General features: G+C 29.3%; 31 protein-coding genes and 1 other RNA gene. 6 read left to right on the top strand and 26 right to left on the bottom strand.

From position 1 onward, the window contains the following. Positions 1 to 49: 49 nt before the first annotated feature. The 11 genes from gatC to J4863_RS08115 form a co-directional block, all read right to left on the bottom strand. On the bottom strand, positions 50 to 349 hold the full coding sequence (gene gatC / locus J4863_RS08065; RefSeq protein WP_211618232.1) for an Asp-tRNA(Asn)/Glu-tRNA(Gln) amidotransferase subunit GatC: 300 nt from the start codon (positions 347 to 349) through the stop codon (positions 50 to 52). A gap of 16 nt (positions 350 to 365) precedes the next feature. Then, the gene (locus J4863_RS08070; RefSeq protein WP_211618233.1) at positions 366 to 632 is read right to left on the bottom strand and encodes a hypothetical protein; all 267 of its coding nucleotides are present in this window, start codon (positions 630 to 632) and stop codon (positions 366 to 368) included. A gap of 188 nt (positions 633 to 820) precedes the next feature. Continuing rightward, a complete protein-coding gene (locus tag J4863_RS08075) occupies positions 821 to 1,918 on the bottom strand; it encodes an RNA-guided endonuclease TnpB family protein (RefSeq protein WP_211618234.1) in 1,098 nt (365 codons plus the stop codon). A 101-nt stretch (positions 1,919 to 2,019) separates the two neighbouring features. After that, entirely contained in the window at positions 2,020 to 2,169 is a 150-nt protein-coding gene (locus J4863_RS08080; protein WP_211618235.1) for a hypothetical protein, read from the bottom strand. Beyond that, complete coding sequence (locus tag J4863_RS08085) at positions 2,166 to 2,786, bottom strand: ACP phosphodiesterase (protein ID WP_211618236.1); 621 nt, start codon at positions 2,784 to 2,786, stop codon at positions 2,166 to 2,168. The genes J4863_RS08080 and J4863_RS08085 overlap by 4 nt, the downstream gene beginning before the upstream one ends. Further along, positions 2,783 to 3,430 (bottom strand): MtnX-like HAD-IB family phosphatase, encoded by a 648-nt coding sequence (locus J4863_RS08090; protein WP_211618237.1) that lies wholly within the window; start codon positions 3,428 to 3,430, stop codon positions 2,783 to 2,785. The genes J4863_RS08085 and J4863_RS08090 overlap by 4 nt, the downstream gene beginning before the upstream one ends. Positions 3,431 to 3,484: 54 nt before the next feature. Then, positions 3,485 to 4,171 (bottom strand): pseudouridine synthase, encoded by a 687-nt coding sequence (locus J4863_RS08095; RefSeq protein ID WP_211618238.1) that lies wholly within the window; start codon positions 4,169 to 4,171, stop codon positions 3,485 to 3,487. Between the two features lie 24 nt (positions 4,172 to 4,195). Continuing rightward, on the bottom strand, positions 4,196 to 4,780 hold the full coding sequence (scpB, locus tag J4863_RS08100) for an SMC-Scp complex subunit ScpB (protein WP_211618239.1): 585 nt from the start codon (positions 4,778 to 4,780) through the stop codon (positions 4,196 to 4,198). A gap of 178 nt (positions 4,781 to 4,958) precedes the next feature. Continuing rightward, on the bottom strand, positions 4,959 to 6,020 hold the full coding sequence (locus tag J4863_RS08105; protein WP_211618240.1) for a rod shape-determining protein: 1,062 nt from the start codon (positions 6,018 to 6,020) through the stop codon (positions 4,959 to 4,961). A 63-nt stretch (positions 6,021 to 6,083) separates the two neighbouring features. Then, positions 6,084 to 8,603: a DNA translocase FtsK gene (locus tag J4863_RS08110; protein ID WP_211618241.1), complete on the bottom strand. Its 2,520-nt coding sequence runs from the start codon at positions 8,601 to 8,603 to the stop codon at positions 6,084 to 6,086. Positions 8,604 to 8,902: 299 nt separating this feature from the next. Beyond that, complete coding sequence (locus J4863_RS08115) at positions 8,903 to 9,484, bottom strand: GNAT family N-acetyltransferase (RefSeq protein ID WP_249111512.1); 582 nt, start codon at positions 9,482 to 9,484, stop codon at positions 8,903 to 8,905. Between the two features lie 171 nt (positions 9,485 to 9,655). Here J4863_RS08115 and J4863_RS08120 point away from each other — a divergent pair, with 171 nt between their 5' ends. The 6 genes from J4863_RS08120 (at position 9,656) to J4863_RS08145 (ending at position 14,764) form a co-directional block, all read left to right on the top strand. Next, positions 9,656 to 10,396 carry a sirohydrochlorin cobaltochelatase gene (locus J4863_RS08120; protein ID WP_211618243.1) on the top strand — a complete coding sequence of 247 codons (741 nt, stop codon included), beginning with the start codon at positions 9,656 to 9,658 and terminating at the stop codon, positions 10,394 to 10,396. Positions 10,397 to 10,466: 70 nt separating this feature from the next. After that, positions 10,467 to 10,806, top strand: a transfer-messenger RNA (tmRNA) gene (gene ssrA / locus J4863_RS08125). 263 nt (positions 10,807 to 11,069) lie between these two features. Continuing rightward, entirely contained in the window at positions 11,070 to 12,065 is a 996-nt protein-coding gene (locus J4863_RS08130) for a phosphate/phosphite/phosphonate ABC transporter substrate-binding protein (RefSeq protein WP_211618244.1), read from the top strand. A 269-nt stretch (positions 12,066 to 12,334) separates the two neighbouring features. Next, positions 12,335 to 13,090, top strand: coding sequence for a phosphonate ABC transporter ATP-binding protein (phnC, locus tag J4863_RS08135; protein WP_211618245.1), 756 nt, complete (start codon positions 12,335 to 12,337; stop codon positions 13,088 to 13,090). A 21-nt stretch (positions 13,091 to 13,111) separates the two neighbouring features. Then, a complete protein-coding gene (locus J4863_RS08140) occupies positions 13,112 to 13,915 on the top strand; it encodes an ABC transporter permease subunit (protein ID WP_211618246.1) in 804 nt (267 codons plus the stop codon). A 204-nt stretch (positions 13,916 to 14,119) separates the two neighbouring features. Further along, positions 14,120 to 14,764 carry an ABC transporter permease gene (locus tag J4863_RS08145; protein ID WP_249111513.1) on the top strand — a complete coding sequence of 215 codons (645 nt, stop codon included), beginning with the start codon at positions 14,120 to 14,122 and terminating at the stop codon, positions 14,762 to 14,764. 152 nt (positions 14,765 to 14,916) lie between these two features. Here J4863_RS08145 and secY read toward each other — a convergent pair whose 3' ends face one another. From secY to rpsC, 15 genes are read right to left on the bottom strand one after another with little or no spacing between them, the layout of a single operon-like run. Continuing rightward, the gene (gene secY, locus J4863_RS08150) at positions 14,917 to 16,230 is read right to left on the bottom strand and encodes a preprotein translocase subunit SecY (RefSeq protein ID WP_211618248.1); all 1,314 of its coding nucleotides are present in this window, start codon (positions 16,228 to 16,230) and stop codon (positions 14,917 to 14,919) included. Between the two features lie 44 nt (positions 16,231 to 16,274). Then, entirely contained in the window at positions 16,275 to 16,889 is a 615-nt protein-coding gene (rplO, locus tag J4863_RS08155) for a 50S ribosomal protein L15 (protein WP_211618249.1), read from the bottom strand. 6 nt (positions 16,890 to 16,895) lie between these two features. Further along, complete coding sequence (rpmD, locus tag J4863_RS08160; RefSeq protein WP_211618250.1) at positions 16,896 to 17,075, bottom strand: 50S ribosomal protein L30; 180 nt, start codon at positions 17,073 to 17,075, stop codon at positions 16,896 to 16,898. Positions 17,076 to 17,096: 21 nt separating this feature from the next. Next, on the bottom strand, positions 17,097 to 17,606 hold the full coding sequence (rpsE, locus tag J4863_RS08165) for a 30S ribosomal protein S5 (protein WP_211618251.1): 510 nt from the start codon (positions 17,604 to 17,606) through the stop codon (positions 17,097 to 17,099). 18 nt (positions 17,607 to 17,624) lie between these two features. After that, entirely contained in the window at positions 17,625 to 17,987 is a 363-nt protein-coding gene (gene rplR, locus J4863_RS08170) for a 50S ribosomal protein L18 (RefSeq protein ID WP_211618252.1), read from the bottom strand. Between the two features lie 13 nt (positions 17,988 to 18,000). Beyond that, positions 18,001 to 18,534, bottom strand: a complete 534-nt coding sequence (rplF, locus tag J4863_RS08175) for a 50S ribosomal protein L6 (protein WP_211618253.1) — start codon at positions 18,532 to 18,534, stop codon at positions 18,001 to 18,003. 31 nt (positions 18,535 to 18,565) lie between these two features. Continuing rightward, entirely contained in the window at positions 18,566 to 18,961 is a 396-nt protein-coding gene (rpsH, locus tag J4863_RS08180; RefSeq protein ID WP_211618254.1) for a 30S ribosomal protein S8, read from the bottom strand. A gap of 28 nt (positions 18,962 to 18,989) precedes the next feature. Beyond that, entirely contained in the window at positions 18,990 to 19,277 is a 288-nt protein-coding gene (gene rpsN, locus J4863_RS08185; RefSeq protein WP_211618255.1) for a 30S ribosomal protein S14, read from the bottom strand. Positions 19,278 to 19,308: 31 nt separating this feature from the next. Then, positions 19,309 to 19,848, bottom strand: coding sequence for a 50S ribosomal protein L5 (rplE, locus tag J4863_RS08190; protein WP_211619356.1), 540 nt, complete (start codon positions 19,846 to 19,848; stop codon positions 19,309 to 19,311). Positions 19,849 to 19,879: 31 nt separating this feature from the next. Then, a complete protein-coding gene (rplX, locus tag J4863_RS08195; RefSeq protein WP_211618256.1) occupies positions 19,880 to 20,260 on the bottom strand; it encodes a 50S ribosomal protein L24 in 381 nt (126 codons plus the stop codon). Between the two features lie 16 nt (positions 20,261 to 20,276). Beyond that, on the bottom strand, positions 20,277 to 20,645 hold the full coding sequence (rplN, locus tag J4863_RS08200) for a 50S ribosomal protein L14 (RefSeq protein WP_211618257.1): 369 nt from the start codon (positions 20,643 to 20,645) through the stop codon (positions 20,277 to 20,279). 41 nt (positions 20,646 to 20,686) lie between these two features. Beyond that, positions 20,687 to 20,947, bottom strand: a complete 261-nt coding sequence (gene rpsQ / locus J4863_RS08205; protein WP_211618258.1) for a 30S ribosomal protein S17 — start codon at positions 20,945 to 20,947, stop codon at positions 20,687 to 20,689. 11 nt (positions 20,948 to 20,958) lie between these two features. After that, a complete protein-coding gene (gene rpmC / locus J4863_RS08210) occupies positions 20,959 to 21,150 on the bottom strand; it encodes a 50S ribosomal protein L29 (RefSeq protein ID WP_211618259.1) in 192 nt (63 codons plus the stop codon). Further along, entirely contained in the window at positions 21,150 to 21,575 is a 426-nt protein-coding gene (rplP, locus tag J4863_RS08215; RefSeq protein WP_211618260.1) for a 50S ribosomal protein L16, read from the bottom strand. Before rplP ends, rpmC begins: the two co-directional genes overlap by 1 nt. Next, positions 21,575 to 22,231, bottom strand: a complete 657-nt coding sequence (gene rpsC, locus J4863_RS08220; RefSeq protein ID WP_211618261.1) for a 30S ribosomal protein S3 — start codon at positions 22,229 to 22,231, stop codon at positions 21,575 to 21,577. The genes rplP and rpsC overlap by 1 nt, the downstream gene beginning before the upstream one ends. Between the last annotated feature and the right edge of the window lie 12 nt (positions 22,232 to 22,243).

Genomic DNA, 22,243 nt, shown 5'->3' on the forward strand with positions numbered 1-22,243 from the left:
AACTTCTATTCTCCAAAAATTCTACCAATCAGACATTTTTCAATACATCCTAATTATCCGCATTTTCTCCCACAACTTTTGGAACAATTATAAATTCCTCATCGCTATTTGGTGCATTTTCCAAGATTTCTTTCTTAATTCCACTATCCTTAACAACATCTTTTCTCAATACATCCTTCAAATCAAGCACATTAAAAAGTGGCTCAACCTCACTCGTATCCACACTATTCAACTCTTCCATATGGTCAAAAATTTTATTCAAATCCACTTTAAATTTTTCAATTTCATTTTCTGAAAATTCCAGCTTTGAAAGCGCTACTATTTTCAGTACATCTTCTTTGCTTAACATTCGCTATTTTCCTCCTTTAAAAAATATTTTTAGCCCAATTGGGTAACTCATCAGATTGTTTTATTATTTTTTTATTTATAATTTTTAAAATCATTTTATACTCTTTTGTATTATCATAAACTGTAACATTATCAAATTTCTTTAAAACTTTCGATAAATTTTCCAAAGATTCATTATATCTTTTTCCGACAATTTTATCAGGAATATCATGTCCGCCTCTTAAAACTCTATTTTTTATTCTTTCTTTTACAATATCTACGCTGTTTATTCCTATATAAAACAAATGAAGTTTGTAATCTTTGTTTTTTAATTTATCAATTAATTTTAATATTGTTTTTCCAGTTAATGTAGTTTCCTCAGTGAACTACTCTCGCTTTTAGAAGCGGGAGCTTCTTGGGAAGTATCTGCTTTTGCTAGCCAAATATATTTACCAAGCTCTTCGGGCAGTCCCTGCCCTGTTTTTTTATTTTCCTAATATTCCAACATCGCTTTTCCAATGTTTTTTATATTCAGTGCCGCATTGTAATCTCTATCAATCTCAATTCCACAACACTCACATTTATAACTTCTTTCTGATAATTTCAGTTCCTCTTTAATATTTCCACATCTACTACAAGTTTTTGATGACGGAAACCATTTATCTATCTTCAAAAATTGTTTCCCTAAAAACATCAGTTTATACTTAAGCATCCTCAAAAATATTCCCCACCCATTATCTCCTACACTTTTCCCAAAATTTAATGCCTGGCTCATCCCTTTCATATTCAAATCCTCAACAACCACAGCATTGTATTCTTCAGACAATTTTTTCGATAATTTATGCAAAAAATCTCTTCGACAATTTTTAATATACTCATGCAATTTTGATATTTTCGCTTTTTGCTTATACCAATTTTTAGAAAACTTCACTTTTCTCGATAATGATTTCTGTAATTTTTTCAATTCTTCTTCCAACATTCTAAAATATTTTGGATAATCAGCCCTTTGGTTTTCAGAACTGATAAATAGTTCAGACATCGAAAAATCAAGTCCAATCACTTTATCATTACTTGGATTTTTTTGAATTTCTTTTTCAAATTCTGTCAAAACAGAAACATAGTAATTTCCATTACTATTTATCAATGTTACTGACTTTATCTTGTAATCCTTTGGTATTTCTCTATGATATTTCAATTTTACTTTTTTCAATTTTGGCAAAATCAAATATTTGTTTTCCTCAATTCGTATCGAATTGTTCACACAATTTGTCGTGTAACTTTTAACATTATTCTTTTTAGATTTGAATCTTGGAAACTTCGCTCTCTTTTGAAAAAAATTCGTAAACGATCGTCTCACATTCAATTGAGCATTTGAAAGTGCCAAACTGTCCACTTCTTTTAAAAATTGGTTTTCACTTTTCAAACTGGCAGGTGTAATTATTTTATTTTTTCCAGTTTCTTCATAAATTTTATTAGCAATATATAAAATCGTATTGTAAACAAAACGGACACATCCAAAAGTCTTATTTATCAATAATTCCTGCTCCTTATTTGGATAAATTCTGTATTTGAATGCTAAATTATATTTCATAAATTACACCTCCTTTTGATTTTGAATATCATTTTTAATTATTTCTCTTCGATATTTTATACAAAAATTGTATCATAGGCATATCCTTTTTTCAATTTTTTTTACAAAAAAAGCAATTCATCTCCCACTTGTAGAAGTCGGAGACTTCTTGCTATCTTTTTGTTAAAATCTTTATAACTTATCGTTTCTATCAATTTTTTCAATTCCATATTTTCAATATCTTGATTTGGAAATAATTCTTTTAATTTCATAGTTTCTCACTTCCCTCAAAATTTTCCACAATTTTTCCCTTTACAAACAAAAATTCTTTCAACGATTTCTCCTCAAATTCCCCATAATTTTTTCTCAGTTCACAAACCGCATTTCTAAGGATTTCCCCTTTTCTCACTCTTTTCGATATTCCCCAAAAAACTCTATCCAAAAAATCCAAATTTTTATACCTAGCCAAAACTTTTTCTCTCTTCAACCAGTCAAAAAAACTTTTAAAATCACTTGGAAAAAATTCATCATATTTTTCAATATTTTTAATTATTTTTCTTTCAACTTTTTCCATATTTTCAAAATCAGAATTTTTACAAAATATATCCTCAAAATTTTTGCACAAAAAATGATCAACATACATATCCGACACAATCCCCTTAAAAATCCCAAATTTTTCTCGCAAAAGTCCATTCAAAAAATTTTCTTCTCTATCAGAAATTTTATCAATTAATCTATGCAAGATTATCCCACTTTTCAGATTTTCTTGTAATTCGATTTTCTCAACCTTCCCTTTATAAAAATCTCCAGTAAAATTGCCATAAAGCGTATTTTCATTCATTTTTTTATCAATTTCAAGTGATATAACCGAATGAGCTAAATAATTCATTTTGACTCCTGTTTTTTCAAATAGTTCAAAATCTCATCAAAATTCTCAAACTCAAAAAAATCAATCTCATTTTCTTGACAAAACTTAATCGCTCGAGTCCCTTTTCTAACAAAAGAAAAATCTGCCACTTCAATCGCCCTGTAATCCGAAGGTCCGTCCCCAACGAAATAAACCGTATAACCTTCATCTTTATATTTCTGAACAGCCTCTTTTTTGTCAACACCGTAATATTGCTCTTTATCTAAGTAAGGAAATGAAACAGTAATTTTATTCTCATCAAATTTAATATCATTTGATATAATTTCATCTTCATTCAGGTCAATTCCATAATTCCTAAGAACACCTGCGATATTCAATTTTGTCCCAGCGCTCACAATTCTAAATTCTATGCCACTTTTAACAAAATCTACAAATGTCTCGTCAATCCCAACCAATTTCAATGTTTCCAAAAATTCCTCTTTCGTAATATTCAAACTCTCAATCCCAGTCTGCAAATATTCCTTCATTGTAATTTCGCCACTTCGATATTTTTTCCTAATATCTTCCTTCAATTCTGGCTGATACACCGAAAGCAACGTATCCGTCGAATCTCTTTTACTAATCGTAATATCAAAATCTATTAAAAATATTAATTTTTTGCTCACATTTTCTCCTTCTGTTTTACTTTTTCAAACTTTTCGCTATATCTCATTTTCTCATTATAGATTTTTCAAATATTCCACTTCTTCTCGCGTCAATTCTCTATAATCTCCAACTTGTAAGTGTCCCAAAGTCAACTCACCAATTTTAACTCTCTTCAATGAATCCACATTATACCCCAATGTTTCAAACATTTTTCTTATCTGTCTATTTCTTCCTTCAAAAATTGCGATTCTAATTTCTCTTTTTCCAAGCCTTTTCACTTTCGCAGGAGCCGTTCTTTTCCCTTCAATCACAACACCATGTTGTAATGCTTCCAAATCCTTTTCCTCAAGCTCTCTATTAATTTTTGCAATATAGCTCTTATATAGTTTTTTTCTTGGATGCATAACATGATTGTAAATTTCTCCATCATTACTAATAATGATCAAACCTTCTGTCATATAATCCAATCTACCATATGTAAACAAACGTTTTTTCGATTTTATATAATCAATCGCCAATCTTCTTCCAAATTTATCCTCATTTGAACATAAAACCCTTTTTGGTTTATTTAAAATGTAATATTCAAATTTTGTATTTACTTTTATTCTTTCACCATCAACTCTTACCACATCTTCTGGCTTAATTTCCATCCCAATAATTGCTTCTTGTTTATTTACTGTTACTCTTCCTTCTTTTATCAATTCATCGGCTTTTCTTCTAGAGCAAACTCCAGATTCTGCTATAAATTTATTTAATCTCATTTTTACCTCTATTTTCCTTTTTATTTAAATTTCTTCCTCGTTTTCTTCTCTTTCTTCATCCTCTAGCATTTGTATCTCTCTAAATTGCTCGTAACCAGGCATCTCATCTTTTCCTTTTATTCCCAAATAACTATAAAAATCATCAGTCACTTGATACAAATTTGGTGTACCAATTGTTTTTCTTTTCCCAGAAATATACACGAGATTTTTTTCCAAAAGATTTGCCATTGCCTTTTCGACATTAACACCTCTTATTTGTTCTATTTCTGTTCTTGTGATAGGCCCTTTATATGCAATAATTGCCAAAGTTTCCATTGTTGATTTCGTTAATTTTCTTATTCTCAATTCTGGATTAAAAAACTTTTTCACATCTTCTCCAAACATCGGATTTGACACCAACGAAATAATTCCATTTTCTATTCTCAAATTAATTCCCGTTTTTTTTCTATTTTCAGCTAAACTTTTTACTGCCTCTTCTATCTCAAATTTCTCCATTTTATAGAATTTTGCAAGATCATCAACCGTCAACAATTCCTTCGAAAGAAACAACAACGCTTCTATTTTTTCTTCAATATTTTCTATTTTAATTTTCTTTTCTATATTTCCCATTTTTCTCTTTTCTTTTTTGAAAATTTTTTAAGCTAAAATTATAACAAAGTGTGAGAGCAAAATGCTCTCACAATCAATTTGTATTTCATACTCTAAAAACTTTAGTTTAAATTAATAAACCATTATTAAAAATATCTAATTTCTTTTTACTAAATATTCTTATTGCAAATTCAATTTATTAATATTCTGAATTTGGAGAAATTATAATATTTTTGTAATCAGGGAAATTTTCTAAAATTTTAGCAATCCCATTTACAACCGCATGAATCGCATCGTCTCCCACAGTTACTTTCAATTTTAATTCCGCTTCAATTCTTTCTTTCAAGATTCTAATTCCAGCTCCTCCACCAGATAAATAAATTCCTGTTTCATAAATATCCGCTGCAACTTCTGGCTCAATTTCTTCCATCGTAATTCTTATTTCATCAATTATTGAATTAATATGTTTCAAAATAGCTGCATCTATTTCAGATGCTACTATTTCAATACTTTTTGGCAATCCAACACCAATTTCTCTTCCTCTAATTTCAAATGAACGAGTGTCATCAAATTCACTAATTGTATTTATTTTCAATGTTTCTGCTGTTCTTTCTCCAATTAACAAACTATGATTATCTCTTACATAGTTGATAATATCTTCATTCAAATGATCTCCTGCAATTTTTACAGATTTAGAAATAGCTGCTCCACCTGAAACGATAAACGCAATTTCAGTAGTTCCTCCACCTATATCAACAATCAAGTGTCCTTTTGGTTCAAATAAATCAATTCCAACTCCAATAGCTGCTGCAATTGGTTCTTCAATCAAATAAACTTCTTTAGCTCCAGCATCTTTTACTACTTCTACCACAGCTCTTCTTTCTACTTGTGTAACTCCACTTGGAACGCAAATAATTACTCTCGAACTTTGAACTTTATCTTTTCTAATTTTTCTTAAAAATTCTTCTAACATTTTTTCAGTTACTTCATAATCTGAAATAACTCCATTTTTCAATGGTCTAATTATTTCTGTATGCTTAGCTGTTCTTCCAATAATTTCTTTTGCTTTTTCTCCAATATGTTCCACTTCATCTGTTTTTATATTTATAGCAACATATGTTGGTTCATCTATTAAAATTCCTTCCCCTTTAACATACACTACTGTATTTGCTGTCCCTAAATCAATCGCTATATCTCTTGTTGATCTTGAGCTATGCGTTGCTCCTCTCATGCTTCTTTTAAAAAAATCGAAAAATCCCATAAAACTTTATCTCCTTAATATTTTGTTTTTTTATTTACAATTTAATTTAATAACTTTTTCATACTAAACTCTTTCAAAATCATTCATCACAATTTGATTATTGTCATCAATAATTCCATTTTCTTTTAGTTGTTCATAAATTTTTGACGCTCTTGGAAATCCTATACTTAACTTTCTTTGCAACAATGAAATTGATACTCTATTTTCTTGCCTTACAATATCAACTGCATTCTCAAAGAATGAATCCAACGTACTAAGCGTATTTTCATCTTGTTCAACTAAAATGTCATCTCTATACTGTACTTTCGAATTCATTTTCAACGTATTTGTTAAATCATTAACTTCTTCGTCTGAAATGAATGCTCCTTGTATTCTTTCTAATTTTGAAGATCCATTTGCTAACAATAGCATATCTCCTTTTCCTAACAGTTTTTCAGCTCCCATCACATCCAATATTGTTCTCGAATCTACTTGCGATCTCAATGCAAACGAAATTCTACTAGGTAAATTAGCTTTTATCAATCCTGTTACAATATCTGTCGACGGTCTTTGAGTAGCAACAACTAGATGAATTCCTACAGCCCTTGCTTTTTGAGCTATTCTAACTATCGATTCCTCTACGCCTCCAGAAACAGTCATCATCAAATCAGCCAACTCATCAATGACAATAACAATAAACGGCATCTTTTCTACAAAGTTTAATTTATTATAACTTGTAATATTTCTTACACCATTCTCAACCAACAGTTTATATCTATTTTCCATCTCATTAACCGCCCATTTTAACGCCAATGCCGCTTGATGTGGGTCAATAATTACTGGAACTAATAAATGTGGTATTCCATTATATGGCATCAATTCTACCATCTTCGGATCAACCATAATAAATCTAACTTCTTTTTCTGACTTTTTAGAAATTAATGTAGAGATTAATGTATTTATTGCTACTGATTTCCCTGAACCAGTTTGACCAGCAATTAACAAATGTGGTGTCTTAGCAATATCAATTATTTTATCACGTCCAACCACATCTTTTCCTAAAATTACATTTAAATCTCCCTTTTCTAATTCTTTATTTTTTATTATATTAGAGAAATAAACTGGCTCTTTTATTTTATTCGGCGTTTCAATCCCAATCGTATTTTTTCCTGGAATTGGTGCTTCTATCCTAATACTTTCTGCCGCCAAATTCATAGCAATATCATCCGAAAGATTTGTAACCTTACTTACTTTTGTCCCTGTAGGTATTGTTATTTCGTACCTTGTTATTGTTGGTCCATATTCATAATTCACAACTTTCGCATCCACTCCAAATTCCTTCAACACATTTTCCAAATGCGACACATTTTCCACGATACTTTTCTCAATTTTATCTTTCGTTTCATTATCCATCGGCTTTTCTTTAAAAATAGCACTAATTGCTTTTTTTACTAATTCATTATAGCCTCTACCATTTTCCAACTCTTGGTTAATCTTTTCTAACTTTTCATTAATTTTTTTCTGGTTTTCAATTGTATCTATATTCTCAAAAGCCTCTATTTTAGGAAATTCTGGCAATTCCTCTTCCACTGTTTTTTTATCTTTTTTATCTTTTTTATTCTTTTTATCATCAACTACAATTTCCAATTTTGTTTTCTCATCTTTTTCATTTTCAACCGTAGCTTCTTTCTTATTAATTTCCTCAGTCTTTTCAACTTTTGAATTTTCTTTATTATCAGCTTTTACAGGTTCTTCTTTCAAAACCACTTTCTCTTCTGATAATTTTTTCTTCACATTGTCTTTAGGCAATACTCTTTTTTCAGAAGCCTCTTTCCATTCCTTCTCTTTTACCTTCATTTCTTCAGGTGTATAAACTTCCGTTTTTTGTAAGAATTTTTCCTTCGGCTTTTTCGACAATTCAAAACTCAATTTTTCTTTTCTTGATTGTATAATTTTTTCTTTTAATTTTTCTTTTTGATATAATTTATAATTAGTTCTCTTTAATTTTTCTGTCTCTCTTTTTGCTTTTAACAATGCTTTTTTCTCTTTATACTCATCACTTTTATGATATTTCAAGATTCCTATGATTATTTCGTAACCTAATTCTATGTAATCCTTAAATACCAAATAAATTGAGACTAACAACAAACAAGTCAGCAAAAATCCCATTGTCATTGAATACATAATTTTATACAATGGCATCGAAACTATCGCACCTAGAACTCCACCACTTTTACCATTAAATCCTATTTCTAATAATTTCTGCCCTGCCACAGTAAAATTATCTCCAGCTAATGATCCTGTCAACGCCTTTTTTATAAGTAGCAACGACCAGCTAAAAAACCATCCTATAAATCCAATAACCTTTATTCTTGTAAATTGAAAATCACCTCTATATGCGATAATTCCTCCAATGACTAGAATCGAAACAGTAATAAACCACGCTAACTTACCAAAAAGTAAAGTTAACATTTTTAGAAAAAATATTAAAAGATTTTTATCAGAACTACCGTTACTTTGGATACTTGCCTTATTGGACAATAATACCAATAAAAATAGCCCTAAAAGAATCCAAAAAAATCCTTCTATCCTTTTTTTATTCATTCCTCATTCCTTCCTTATTTTAAATTTGTGCATTAAAGTTTTTCGATAAATGTTAAAACTCACAACAGTTCCAATTATCAAAACATTTTCTGTATAATTAATTTTTTTCTTAAAAATACTATCTAAAAATATTCCCCTTGAATTTTAATACTATAATTATTCTAGCACAATTCAAAAATTTTTTTAAATAATATTTTTATATTATCTTCTCACTATTATACATTATTTTTCTTATTTTGTCATTGGTTATAAGCAATTTTTAACAATTTTTTCTATAAATTTGCTATATTTTTAAATTTTTAATACTTATTCAAAATTTCTTTTACTCTTTCTTGTTCTAACTCATCCATTCTTTTTACTGGTTTTGGCTCCAATCCATGCTCTAATATCGCCTTTTCAAACCACATAACATCTAACCATTTCCCAAACTTATATCCAGCCTTAGTAAAGACACCATTTTTCTTAAATCCTAAATAATTATGTAATTTCTCACTATTTTCATTTGGAAAAGTAACACATCCATAAACATTTATTACATTTTGCAATCTCAAAATATCAATTAAAATATTGTACATTTTCTTCCCAAAACCATTCCCAACATAATCCTTATCCGTATAAACTGACAATTCAACATCCCATTGATAAGCAGCTCTCTCCCAAACTTTATGTGCATATGCATACGCCACAATTCTATCATCCACCAAACAAACAATATACGGATATTCCCCTTCAATATCCTCTATTCTCTTCTCGAATTCTTTTATCGTCGGCACATCATACTCAAATGTAATCGTCGTATTCTCAATATAATATCGATATATTTCTAATATTTCTTTCGCATCTTCCTTTGTCGCAAGCCTAAACAAAGCATTTTTTTTCATTTTCACAAACCTCCCTTTACTCAAAACTTTTATTCTCTAAGTATATCATAATTTTAGAAAAAATAAAAAATAAATTTTATTCCCAAAAAAATTTTCTATCTATTTTACTTTCAAAATTTATGATATAATACAATAAATTAATTAATTCATAATTTTAAGAAAGGATTAAAAATGAAAAAAGGTATTTTAGTCACAAGTTTTGGTACTTCTCATTCTGACACAAGAAAAAAAACTATCGAAGTTATCGAAAATCTAGTAATTGAAAAATATGGAAAAGAATGTTTTGAAAGAGCATTTACATCAAATATTATAAGAAAAATTATTCAAAAAAACGAAAATTTAAAAATTTACAATCAAAAAGAAGGTCTTGAAGCCTTAAAGCAAAGAGGATTTTCAGAAGTAATCACTATGTCTCTACACATTTTAGCTGGAATTGAATATTCAAAATTAGACGATACTTATGGAAAAATCACAGAGCCACTTTTAGCAACTGACTCTGATTATGAAAAAATCGTTCAAAATAATGAATTTAACGATTTAGAAAATAATGATGCAATAGTTTTTATGGGACACGGTTCTGATCATAAAGAAGATGTTATTTATAAAACTCTACAAGAAAAATATAATTCCTCTGGAAAAAATAATATTTTCGTTGCTACTGTTGAAGGCAAAATCACTTTAAAAGATGTCTTAGAAAAATTGTCAAAAACGAATTTTAAAAATATTTTATTAAAACCTTTAATGATTGTTGCTGGAGACCATGCCAAAAATGATATGGCATCTGACGAAGAAGATTCATGGAAATCCATTCTTAAAAAGAATGGCTACAATGTTACAGTTTCATTAAAAGGAATGGGTGAATACGATTTCATTCAAAAAATATTTATGAAAAAACTAGAAAAAGTTTTATAAATTTTTAATTTTTATAAAATTTAGCTTGAATATTTGAATTTTTGTGATATAATATCAATACGATAAATGTGGGAATGTTTTGGTTTCGACAGGATAAAAAGCTTATTACTAGCAAGTAGACGGGAGTCTTTAAATCCAACTTTAAATTAATCGGAAACGATAATTACGCTTTAGCTGCCTAGTTACGCGGCTCGTCTCCATTTGAATTTGCCATTGTTGATTTGGAAGACGTCATTTTAAATGGCTTACTCTAGTGTATGATTATGTCATTTGAGGACAACTTATAATCTCGCTTTTAGACTTTTGTTCATTTAATATCTAAAAGTTAAAGCGTTAAATGAACTAAACTTGTAGAAGGTAGTAAGGACTTTCTATTTTGGACACGGGTTCGATTCCCGTCATTTCCACCAAAAAAAATTCAAATTAATGTTATAAATAAATTATTTACTAAAAGAGATTTTCTAAAAAGTGTTAGATTATCTCTTTTTTATTTTTAAAATCATATTTTGAATTTTTCTCTAAAAAATTTTTCTAAATATTAAAAAAAATTAATCCTAGAAAAATCTAAAAAAAATTGTTATAATGTGCTAAAGAAATTAAAATTAATTATATCTTCTATAATTTATATTTTAATTTATCTTTTACAAATCTAAAATAATACTAGGAGGTATTTATGAAAAAAGGAATTTTTAAAATTTTAATGGCTTTAGTAATTCTTATGCTTGCTATAAGTTGTGGTAAAAAGAATGACACAATTAACATAGTATTTTTGCCAAATGAATCGAATGATTCTCTAAAAGCTTCTCGTGAAGAATTTGCTAAAATCATTGAAAAAGCAACAGGTAAAAAGGCAAATATTGTTACAACGACTGACTACAATATTGCTATGGAAAACATTATTTCGGGGCAAGCTCAAATCGCTTATATTGGGGCCGAAGGTATTTTAAGTGCTGACAAAAAAACAAAAGATGTACAAGCAATTGTTACAAATGCTGGAAAAAGTGGTACAAATGCAGATGCTCTTTATTACAGTTTTATAGCTGTACCTAGTGATGCTGCTAACAATTACAAAGTTGGAAATACTTATGATTTGAAAAAATTAAAAGGTAAAAAAGTTTCTTTTGTAACAAATAGTTCCACATCAGGATTTGTTGTTCCTGGAGAAGTTTTAGTTAAAGAATTTGGATTGAAAAATACTGATGAATTACTTCAAGAAGGAAAAGTATTCTCGAAAGTTATTTTCGGAAATTCACATCCTGGAACACAAGTAAATTTATTGAAAAAAGATGTAGATGTTGCTACATTTGCTATTCCTAAATCTTTTACAACTTATGAATTAGTATCAGGGGAAGAAAATAAAACTGGGGCTACATACAAAGTTAAAGCTGGTGCACCTTCACCATTTGGAGAATACGTTGGAAAAAGTTTTACAGTTATAAAATCTATTCCTGTACCTAATGGAGCAATCGTATTCAACGTAAAATCACTTAATAAAGATGACCAAGCAAAAATAAAAGCAGCTTTATTATCTAAAGAAACTTATGAAAACCCTGCAATTTTTAGTGCTAAAACAAGTAAAATTAGAGGAATGTTCTTAAAAGAAAGTGACAAAGTAGGATTTGTTGAAGTTAACAATAAATGGTATGAAGATATAATGAAAGAAAAATAATTTTTTGCTACTTTAATTTATTTTAAAAGAGTGGCTATTAAACAAAGCTTTTATAATTTCTAAATGATATTATGAAAGCTTTTTTATTTTTTTAAACTATTATTTTTATAAAATATATGATAAAATTGTTTATGAAAATTTTCTAAAAAAAACTTTTCAGAAATATCTTAATAAATAAAATTTTTCATAAATAATTAGTTCTATTTTACAATTTTTTATGAAACTAAATTCTTATTTTTATTGATAGATTCTGATAGAAAGGAAGAAATATGCTTTTAAGTTTAAAAAATGTATTCAAAACTTATAAAAATAAAACTGTTGCTCTTTCAGATGTTTCATTTGATGTAGAAAAACAACAGTTTATATCTATTATTGGACCTTCTGGGGCGGGAAAATCTACTTTACTTAGAAGTATTAACAGAATGATTGATATTTCAAGTGGTAGCATTATTTTTGAAGGTAAAAAAATTGAAACATTGAATAAAAAGGAAACTAAACTAGTTAGAAGACAGATTGGTATGATTTTCCAAAATTATAATTTAGTTGAACGTTTGACTGTTATTGAGAATGTTTTGCACGGAAGACTTGGCTATAAATCGGTTTTAGCTGGAGCTTTGGGGATTTATACAGAAGAGGAAAAGGAAGAAGCCTTTAGATTATTGGAAAAAGTTGATTTGGCAAAATATGCTTATCAAAAATGCAGTGATTTAAGTGGAGGACAAAAACAAAGAGTTGGAATTGCACGTGCTTTGATACAAAAACCAACTTTGTTATTATGTGATGAACCTATTGCCTCGCTTGATCCAAAATCATCTGAAAAAGTTATGGAATACCTTCTTAAAATTGTTAAGGAAATGGGTGTTACTTGCATCGTTAATCTTCACCAAGTTGATATAGCTTTGAAATATTCTGACAGAATAATCGCTTTAAATAAAGGAAAAAAAGTATTCGACAATTCTGTTGATAAATTATCAAAAGAAGAAATTGAAAAAATTTATAAAAATGAAGAAACCGAAGAACATTAATAAGAAAGGGGTGTCACAAAAATGTTAAAATCACAAAAAATAAATAACGATATTTTTAAAAAAAGAAAAAATAGTAAAATCTTTTTTGTATTAATAGTTTTTATTTTATATTTTTTTTCTAGCATTATTTCTGGCTTTAAAAATACCGCTGCTTTTTTATCAATTCCAAGTGGGATAATTTGGCTTTTCCAAAAATTTATTCCAACATCAGAATCTTTGCAGTATTTGCCAATTATTTTTAAAACAGCAATTGAAACTATTTTATTAGCAGTTTCTTCAACAATTGTATCATCTATTTTTGCACTATTTTTAGCATTAATCGGTTCTGAAGCAACTGGAATAAACCTTTTTACAAAAGTATTAGTAAAAATTATTGCTTCGTTTTTCAGAAATATTCCTCTTGTTGCTTGGTCTTTAGTTCTTCTATTTTCATTTAAACAAAGCCAGTTTACAGGATTTTTAGCACTGTTTTTAGTAACTCTTGGATATTTAACAAGAACTTTCATTGAGACTATAGATGAAGCATCAGAAAATATTATTGAAGCCTTAAAAACAACAGGTGCATCATATTTCCAAATAATTTTTCAAGGTGTTATCCCAAGCGTTTTACCACAACTAATATCTTGGCTATTATTTTTTATAGAAAATGGAATTAGGGAAGCAACTTTAATCGGATTACTTACAGGTACTGGAATCGGATTCATTTTTAACCTCTACTATCGAAGTTTCCGTTATGATGCGGCTGGAATGGTTATATTGTTCGTAATAATAATTATTATCAGCATAGAATTACTATCTAATAAAATCAGAAAAGAATTAATGTAGGAGGATCTTTAAATGAATTCAAAATATATTGAAAAAACAAAAAATAATAAAATAATAATAAGAAAATTCACAAAATCTAGAATTTATTTGTGGTCTACATTAAGTATTCTATCTTTAATCACCATTTTTACACTAGCTACAATCAATATGGGTGGTGTTAAACTGTCTTCTGCTTTTTTAGAATTTTTAAAAGATTTAAAAATTATGTTTTTCGAAGCACGATTATCAGATAGATATACGTTTCTAGAAGTATTTAATAGTCTTTTAATCACTATTGCACTTGCTATATTGACAACATTGATTGGATCTTTTATAGCGTTATTTTTATCTTTTTTTGCAGCAAAAAATCTTTCAAATGAAAGAACATCAAAAATAATCAAAATTATTGTATCATTCATACGAGCAATCCCGACAATACTTTGGGTTTTAGTATTTTCAGTTGTTGCAAACATTGGTGTGGAATCTGCTATTATTGGAATGTCATTTCATAGTATTGCTTATTTAATAAAAGCATATTCTGAAAGCATAGAAGAAATCGACACAGACACTATCGACGCCCTTAAAGCAACAGGTGCTTCTTGGTGGCAAATAATATTCCAAGCAGTTTTACCATCTACAATTACTTCCATCCTCTCATGGACTTTTGTAAGATTCGAAATCAACTTTACAAACGCCGTAGCAGTTGGCGCTGCATCAGGAGCAGGTGGAATCGGATACGACATGTTTATGTCAGGAACAATGTATTTTGACATTCGAGAAATTGGAGTATTTGTTTACTTAATATTTATCGTAGCACTCATACTAGAATTTATTTCTTATTTCTTAAAAAATAAATATCTAAAAAATTAAACTTCCGTAAGACTGAACCAAAAGTTATTGCTACTTACTTAAAACCTAAATTTATATAATTTTAGTAGTTTGATTTTAAATAAATTCGAATATAAAATAAAAAATCTCTTAAAAAGAAGTTATTCTTAATCAGAGATTTTTTTATTATATTTTTATTTATTTTTTCTACTTATAAAACCTTTCATTTGTTTAACAGCTAAATATGAATCAATTTGTAACAATAATTCAACAGCTGTCCCAACTAAGATCAATAAGCTTGTTCCTCCAAGTAATACAGGTATATGAAGAACATATCCAAACCAAATATTAGGCAATATTCCTAATATTGATAAGAAAATAGCACTTCCAAAAGTAACTCTTGTAACAACCTTTTCTAAATAATCAGCTGTTTCTGCACCTGCTCTTACAGTAGGTATTGTTCCTCCACTTTGTTTCAAATCTTCTGATACTTTATCTGGATCAAAAGCTATTGTTAACGTATAAAAGAACGAAAATACTGTAATTAATACAGCAAATAATAATAGATACAATACTCCTGTTTGTGAAAACCAAGTTGTCAATCTATTTTTCCAAACACCCGGTTTCATTAATGTAACTAAAAATGGTGGTGCCGCCATTAGCACTGAAGCAAAGATTATTGGCATTACTCCAGACATATTTATTTTTAATGGTAAATATGTTCTTCTACCAACTGCACTTTGTCCTCCACCAAATCCTAAACTTCCTTTTCCAGCATATTGAATTGGTATTCTTCTTTCAGCAAGTTGCACTAAAACCATTAAAGCAATAAATACAACAAAAACTATTATTGATATAAACATTAAGATTATACCTGTTCCACTTCCTTTTAAACTTGAATATGCTTGTGTTAAAACACTAGGCAATCCTGCAACAATATTTAAAAAGATTAACATTGAAGTCCCATTTCCAATACCTTTTATAGAAATTCTTTCAGAAATCCACATTAAAAATGCAGTTCCTCCAGTCATTAATACAACTGTTCTTATAATAAATTTAAAACTTGTATCTTCTAGAACAAATCCTTGATTAGCAAGCATTACTGCTATCCCAAATGATTGTCCTAAAGCTAACACTATAGTCAAGTATCTTGTCCATTGTGTTATTTTATCTCTTTCTTTTCCACCTTCTTTTTGCATTTCATCTATTTTAGGGAAAATAACTCCTAATAATTGAAACACAATAGAAGAGTTAATATAAGGAATTATTCCTAATGAAAAGATCGAAGCTCTTTCTACAGCCCCTCCAGAAAACAGATTTAAAAATCCTGCAATTGCATTATTATGCGAAAGACTCTTGAATACATTTGTATCTACTCCCGGAACAACTATATGTATACCTACTCTAGCTACTAGTATCATCAATAGTGTAAACGTTATTCTTTTTTCCAATTCTGGAATATTAAAAATAGCTTTCACTCTACTTACTATTGCTTCAGTTAAAGTCAATACAACCACTCCTTATATATGAAGAAAAAGCAAGATATTAAATCTTACTTATTCTCTTCTTCTTTTTTGTTATTTCCTGCTTTAGCTGAATACGATTTAATTTCAAGTAATTCTACTGATCCACCAGCTTGTTCAATTAATGCTTTAGCAGTTCCTGAAACTTTATGAGCTTTAATTGTTAATTTTTTAGAAACTTCTGCATTTCCAATTACTTTTAATAAACTTGTAAATTCTTTTTCTTTAACATATGATTCAACATTTTCAGCTAAATATCTTTTTACTGCTTTTTTACCTTTTACTTCTCTTAAAGCTGCATCTGAATATTTAGATATAAATTTAGGATTTTTAATAATCCCATTTTCAACTAATGTTTGTAAACTTACAACATCACCATCGTTGAATTTATCTACTATATCTGATAATGTAATTACTACAAAATCTTTTTTGAATGCTGAATTAGAGAATCCTCTTTTAGGAACTCTTCTAACTATTGGCATTTGTCCACCTTCAAATATAGGTGATACATATGAACCTGATCTTTGTTTTTGTCCATTGTGCCCTTTACCAGCTGTTTTACCCCAACCAGTTCCGTGACCTCTTCCTACTCTTTTTCTTTGTCTTTTTGATCCTTCAGCAGGTTTTAATTCATTAAGATTCATTTATTCTTAAACCTCCTCTACTTTAAGTAAATAAGAAACTAATTTTATTTTTCCTTCTATATCTGCAGTTTTATTATGTACTGCACTTTGACTGATTTTTCTTAATCCAAGTGATTTCACAGTCGCAATATGATTAGGTTTTCTTCCATTAATTCCCTTAACAAGTGTTACTTTTACTTTAGACATTAATTTTACCTCCTAACCTAATTATCCTAAAATTTCTTCTACTGTTTTTCCTCTTAATCTAGCTACTTCTTCAATAGATCTTAATTGTCTTAATCCTTCTAATGTAGCTCTTGCAACATTACTTTTATTTTTTGAACCTCTAATTTTTGTAAGTACGTCTGTTACACCAGCTAATTCTAATAATTCCCTAGCTGCTGACCCAGCAATAACTCCTGTCCCTTTTGAAGCTGGTTTCAATAATACACTTGTAGAATTGTATTTACCAATTTGTTCATGTGGTAAAGTTCCACCTTTTAAAGATACAGTTACTAAATTTTTCTTAGCGTTAGCGATTGCTTTTCTAATAGCATCTGGTACACCATTTGCTTTTCCTAAACCAATACCAACTTTACCTTTTTCGTCTCCAACTGCTGCTAAAACTGAGAATGACATTCTTCTTCCCCCTTTAACAGTTTTAGAAACTCTATTTATTCTTAAAAGACTTTCTTTAAATTCACTTGCTTTTTCATTTCTTTCTCTATCTCTGGCCAAAATAAGTCCTCCTTCTCCTTAGAATTTTAATCCTGCTTCTCTTGCAGCATCAGCTATTGCTTTGATTCTTCCAGTGTAAATATATCCACCTCTATCAAATACAACTGTCGTTATTCCTTTTTCTAATGCTTTTTTAGCAATTCTCTCACCAATTTGTTTAGCTGCTTCAATATTTGAACCATTTTCGATTTTTGCACCTTTTTCAATTGTAGATGCTGATACTAAAGTATTTCCAGTAGTATCATCAATAATTTGAACAAATATATTTTGTAAACTTCTGTAAACAGAAAGTCTAGGTCTTTCAGCAGTTCCAACGATTCTTCTTCTTATACTTTTATGTTTTCTAGTTCTTACTTTTTTTCTATCTAGTTTTTTTATCACTAAAATCTACCTCCTATCCTTTCTTACCTTCTTTTCTTCTAATTACTTCATCAGCATATTTAACTCCTTTTCCTTTGTAAGGTTCAGGTGGTCTCTTAGCTCTGATATTTGCAGCAATTTGTCCAACTAATTGTTTGTCAATTCCTTCAATAGAAATTTTTGTATTACCTTCTACTTTGAAAGTTATTCCTTCAACAGCTTCTATTTCAACAGGGTGAGAATATCCTAAAGCTAAAGTCAAACCTTTTCCGTTAGCTTGTACTCTGTATCCAACCCCTACTAATTCTAATTTTTTCTCAAACCCTTGACTAACACCAATAATCAAATTATTAACATTTGCTCTAGTTGTCCCATGAAGAGCTCTAATGCTTGGTAAGTCATTAGGTCTTTCAAAAGTTATTTCAGTGCCATCAATATTTACTTTAATTTCATCGCTTAATTCTCTTTCCAATTGTCCTTTAGGTCCTTTAGCGATAAATTTATTACCATCTAATTTAACTTCTACACCAGCTGGTATAGTTATAGGTTTATTACCTATTCTTGACATGACTCTCCTCCTATTTTATAAAATGCGTAAATTACCACACGTAGCAAAGAACCTCTCCACCAACGCTATGCTTTCTGCATTCTTTGTCTGTTATAACACCTTTTGGTGTTGAGACAATGGCAATTCCTAATCCACCTAATACTTTAGGTAAACTTTCTACAGATGTATATACTCTTCTTCCAGGTTTAGAAATTCTTTTCAACCCTTTGATTACAGCATCTCCATCCATATATTTTAATGTTACTACTATATCTTTTTTTGTACCTTCTTCTTTTACTTCGTAACTAACTATATATCCTTCATTTTTTAATATATTCGCTATACTTTCTTTAATTTTTGAAAATGGTATTTTAACTTCAGCATGTTTTGCCATATTTCCATTTCTAATTCTAGTAAGCATATCAGCAATAGGATCTGTTAAATGCATTTACTTATTCCTCCTCTCGAACTTCTTCTTACCAACTTGATTTTCTTACTCCTGGGATTGCACCCTCTCCTGCTAATTTTCTAAACATTACTCTAGAAATTCCAAATTCTCTCATGAATCCTCTTGGTCTTCCATTAATTTGACATCTATTTCTCAATCTAGTAGGTGACGCATTTCTTGGCAATTTAGCCAATTCAGCTATTGCTTCTCTATCACCTTTTTTAGCTTTTGCTTTTAATTCTGCTCTTTTTTCTGCATATTTATCAACTATTTTTTCTCTTCTTAAGTTTCTTTCAACCATTGCTTTTTTAGCCATTTATTGAATTACACCTCCTTCAAATTGTAAACTATTTTGCAAACGGCATTCCGAATGCTTTTAATAACGCTCTTCCTTCTTCGTCAGTTCTTGCAGTTGAAACTATTGTAATTCCTACTCCAAATGTTTTATCAACTTTATCAATTTCAATTTCAGGGAAAACGATTTGTTCTCTAATACCTAAAGTATAGTTTCCTCTTCCATCGAACCCTTTAGGTGAAACTCCTTCAAAGTCTCTAACTCTTGGTAAAGTAATACTAATTAATCTATCTAAAAATTCGTACATTTTTTCTTTTCTTAATGTTACTTTTGCTCCGATTTTTTGTCCTTCTCTTAATTTAAATCCTGCTTCTGATTTTTTAGCTGCTCTAGCTACAGGCTGTTGTCCTGTAATTTGCCCTAATTCTCTCATTGCAGTATCAATTAATTTAGGGTTGTTTACCGCTTCACCAATCCCCATATTAACTACTATTTTTTCAATTTTAGGTACTTGCATAACATTAGTGATGTTTAATTCTTTCATTAATGATGCAACCAATTCTTCTTTATATAACTTTTGTAATCTTGGAATATATTTCTCAGCCACTGAGTTTTCCTCCTTTCTATATTTCGTTACCAGAAACAACTGATATTCTTACTTTTTTTCCATCTTTAATTTCATATCTTACTCTAGTCCCTTTTTTTGCACTTTCATCCCAAAGCATTACTTTAGATGAGAAAATTGGCATTTCTTTTTCTACAACTTCGCCTTGTGGGTTCATTGCATTAGGTTTGATATGTCTTTTTTGAATATTTACACCTTCAACAACTATTTTACCTATTTTAGGGAATACTTTTAATACTTTTCCAACTTTTCCTTTATCTCCAGTTTGACCTTTGTCATTTCTAGATAAGTCTTTCGATCTACCACTAATTACAACAACTGTATCTCCAGTTTTAACATGTAATCTATTAGGTATTGATTTTACTCTTGGTTTAGCCACTTATAAACTCTCCTTTCTATAATACTTCTGGTGCTAGAGACACTATTTTCATAAAGTTTTTAGCTCTTAGTTCTCTTGCTACAGGTCCAAAAATTCTTGTACCTCTTACTTCTAAGCTTGTATTTAATACAACTGCTGCATTATCATCAAATTTAATATATGAACCATCTGCTCTTTTTAATTCTTTTCTTGTTCTTACTACAACAGCTTTAACTACATCTCCTTTTTTTACATTTCCATTAGGTATAGCTTCTTTAACAGATGCTACTACGATGTCACCAATTTTACCGAATCTTCTTCTTGACCCACCTAATACTCTAATAACCATGATTTTTTTCGCTCCTGTGTTATCAGCAACATTAAGTATCGTTTGTTGTTGAACCATTTAAAATTTCCTCCTCTCAAAATTTCATTATCCACTATTCTCTATTTAGCTTTTTCTAAGATAGTCACTACTCTCCATCTTTTATCTTTACTTAATGGTCTAGTTTCCATGATTCTTACTCTGTCTCCTACACCACATTCGTTATTTTCATCATGTGCTTTATATCTTTTAGAAGTTTTCACTCTTTTTTTATAGATTTTATGTAATCTCATTGTTTCTTCAAGAACAACTACTGTTTTATCCATTTTATCAGAAACAACAATACCTTCTCTTACTTTTCTTTCGTTTCTTTTATTCTCCACTCTTGTTCCTCCTATTTAACAGTTTTTTCAGTTGCGATAGTTTTTATTCTTGCTATCGTTCTTTTAACTTCAGTTATTTTAGTAGTGTTTTGTAATTGTCCAAGAGTTTTTTGAAATTTTAAATTAAACAATTCTTGTTTCAATTCTTTAACTTTTGCATCTAATTCTTCTAATGATAATTCTCTTATTTCATTTGCTGTCATTACTTATCACCACCTACTTCTTCTTTTCTTACAAATTTAACTTTGATAGGTAGTTTATGTCCTGCTTTTCTTAATGCTTCTTTAGCCTTTTCTTCTGATACTCCAGCAACTTCAAACATTATTTTTCCTTTTTTAACTACAGCTACCCAACCTTCTGTATTACCTTTACCTTTACCCATTCTTGTTCCTTCTGGTCTTTTTGTATAAGGTTTATCAGGGAATATTCTAATCCAAATTTTTCCTTCCCTTTTAAATGTTCTGTTGATTGTTACCCTACAAGCTTCTATTTGTCTTGAAGTAATCCAACCAAATTCTCTAGCGGCCAATCCAAATTCACCAAAATCAACTTTGTTTCCTTTAGTTGCTATACCACCCATTTTTCCTCTGAACTGTTTTCTATATTTCGTTCTTTTAGGTATTAACATTAATTATTTCCTCCTTCCTTTTTAGTAGAAAGAACTTCACCATTGAAAATCCATACTTTAATTCCTAAAGCTCCATATGTAGTATGTGCAGTTGCAGTTGCATAATCAACATCTGCTCTCAATGTATGTAATGATACTCTTCCTGAAAGTGTCCATTCACTTCTAGCTATTTCGGCACCATTTAATCTTCCTGATACCATTACTTTAATCCCTTTTACACCTGATTTTTCAGCTCTTTGAATTGCTTGTTGAACAGCTCTTTTATAAGCTACCCTTTTTTCAATAGCAGTTGCTATACTTTCAGCCACTAATTGTGCATCTTTATTAGGATTTTTAATTTCTTGTACTTTAACTTGTACTTTTTTGTTAGTTAATTTTTCCAAATTATTTTTTAAAGCTTCAATTTCTTGACCTTTTCTACCAATTAGAATTCCAGCTTTCCCAGTTTCTATTATTACAGAAACATCAGTTGGTGATGTTCTTTCAACTTGAACTGTTGAAATTCCTGCATGATAGTAATTCTTTTTAATGTATTCTTTTATTTTTATATCTTCATGAAAATTATTTAAGTATTCTTTCCCTTCAGCGAACCATTTTGAATCCCAAGTTTTTGTGATTCCAATTCTAATCCCCCTAGGATCTACTTTTTGTCCCACAGACTTACCTCC

Origin of the sequence: Leptotrichia sp. oral taxon 221 (assembly GCF_018128245.1) — a bacterium.
GTDB lineage: Bacteria > Fusobacteriota > Fusobacteriia > Fusobacteriales > Leptotrichiaceae > JABCPH02.

Coding starts and splice junctions, on each gene's coding strand:
- J4863_RS08110 (WP_211618241.1), bottom strand. CDS start 8,603: ATGAATAAAAAAAGGATAGAAGGATTTTTTTGGATTCTTTTAGGGCTA.
- rplO (WP_211618249.1), bottom strand. CDS start 16,889: ATGAATCTTAATGAATTAAAACCTGCTGAAGGATCAAAAAGACAAAGA.
- rplF (WP_211618253.1), bottom strand. CDS start 18,534: ATGTCAAGAATAGGTAATAAACCTATAACTATACCAGCTGGTGTAGAA.
- J4863_RS08130 (WP_211618244.1), top strand. CDS start 11,070: ATGAAAAAAGGAATTTTTAAAATTTTAATGGCTTTAGTAATTCTTATG.
- J4863_RS08080 (WP_211618235.1), bottom strand. CDS start 2,169: ATGAAATTAAAAGAATTATTTCCAAATCAAGATATTGAAAATATGGAA.
- J4863_RS08140 (WP_211618246.1), top strand. CDS start 13,112: ATGTTAAAATCACAAAAAATAAATAACGATATTTTTAAAAAAAGAAAA.
- J4863_RS08115 (WP_249111512.1), bottom strand. CDS start 9,484: ATGAAAAAAAATGCTTTGTTTAGGCTTGCGACAAAGGAAGATGCGAAA.
- J4863_RS08075 (WP_211618234.1), bottom strand. CDS start 1,918: ATGAAATATAATTTAGCATTCAAATACAGAATTTATCCAAATAAGGAG.
- scpB (WP_211618239.1), bottom strand. CDS start 4,780: ATGGGAAATATAGAAAAGAAAATTAAAATAGAAAATATTGAAGAAAAA.
- J4863_RS08095 (WP_211618238.1), bottom strand. CDS start 4,171: ATGAGATTAAATAAATTTATAGCAGAATCTGGAGTTTGCTCTAGAAGA.
- J4863_RS08145 (WP_249111513.1), top strand. CDS start 14,120: ATGTTTTTCGAAGCACGATTATCAGATAGATATACGTTTCTAGAAGTA.
- J4863_RS08085 (WP_211618236.1), bottom strand. CDS start 2,786: ATGAATTATTTAGCTCATTCGGTTATATCACTTGAAATTGATAAAAAA.
- gatC (WP_211618232.1), bottom strand. CDS start 349: ATGTTAAGCAAAGAAGATGTACTGAAAATAGTAGCGCTTTCAAAGCTG.
- rpsH (WP_211618254.1), bottom strand. CDS start 18,961: ATGCATTTAACAGATCCTATTGCTGATATGCTTACTAGAATTAGAAAT.
- rpmD (WP_211618250.1), bottom strand. CDS start 17,075: ATGTCTAAAGTAAAAGTAACACTTGTTAAGGGAATTAATGGAAGAAAA.
- rplP (WP_211618260.1), bottom strand. CDS start 21,575: ATGTTAATACCTAAAAGAACGAAATATAGAAAACAGTTCAGAGGAAAA.
- rplN (WP_211618257.1), bottom strand. CDS start 20,645: ATGGTTCAACAACAAACGATACTTAATGTTGCTGATAACACAGGAGCG.
- J4863_RS08120 (WP_211618243.1), top strand. CDS start 9,656: ATGAAAAAAGGTATTTTAGTCACAAGTTTTGGTACTTCTCATTCTGAC.
- phnC (WP_211618245.1), top strand. CDS start 12,335: ATGCTTTTAAGTTTAAAAAATGTATTCAAAACTTATAAAAATAAAACT.
- rpmC (WP_211618259.1), bottom strand. CDS start 21,150: ATGACAGCAAATGAAATAAGAGAATTATCATTAGAAGAATTAGATGCA.
- J4863_RS08105 (WP_211618240.1), bottom strand. CDS start 6,020: ATGGGATTTTTCGATTTTTTTAAAAGAAGCATGAGAGGAGCAACGCAT.
- rpsN (WP_211618255.1), bottom strand. CDS start 19,277: ATGGCTAAAAAAGCAATGGTTGAAAGAAACTTAAGAAGAGAAAAAATA.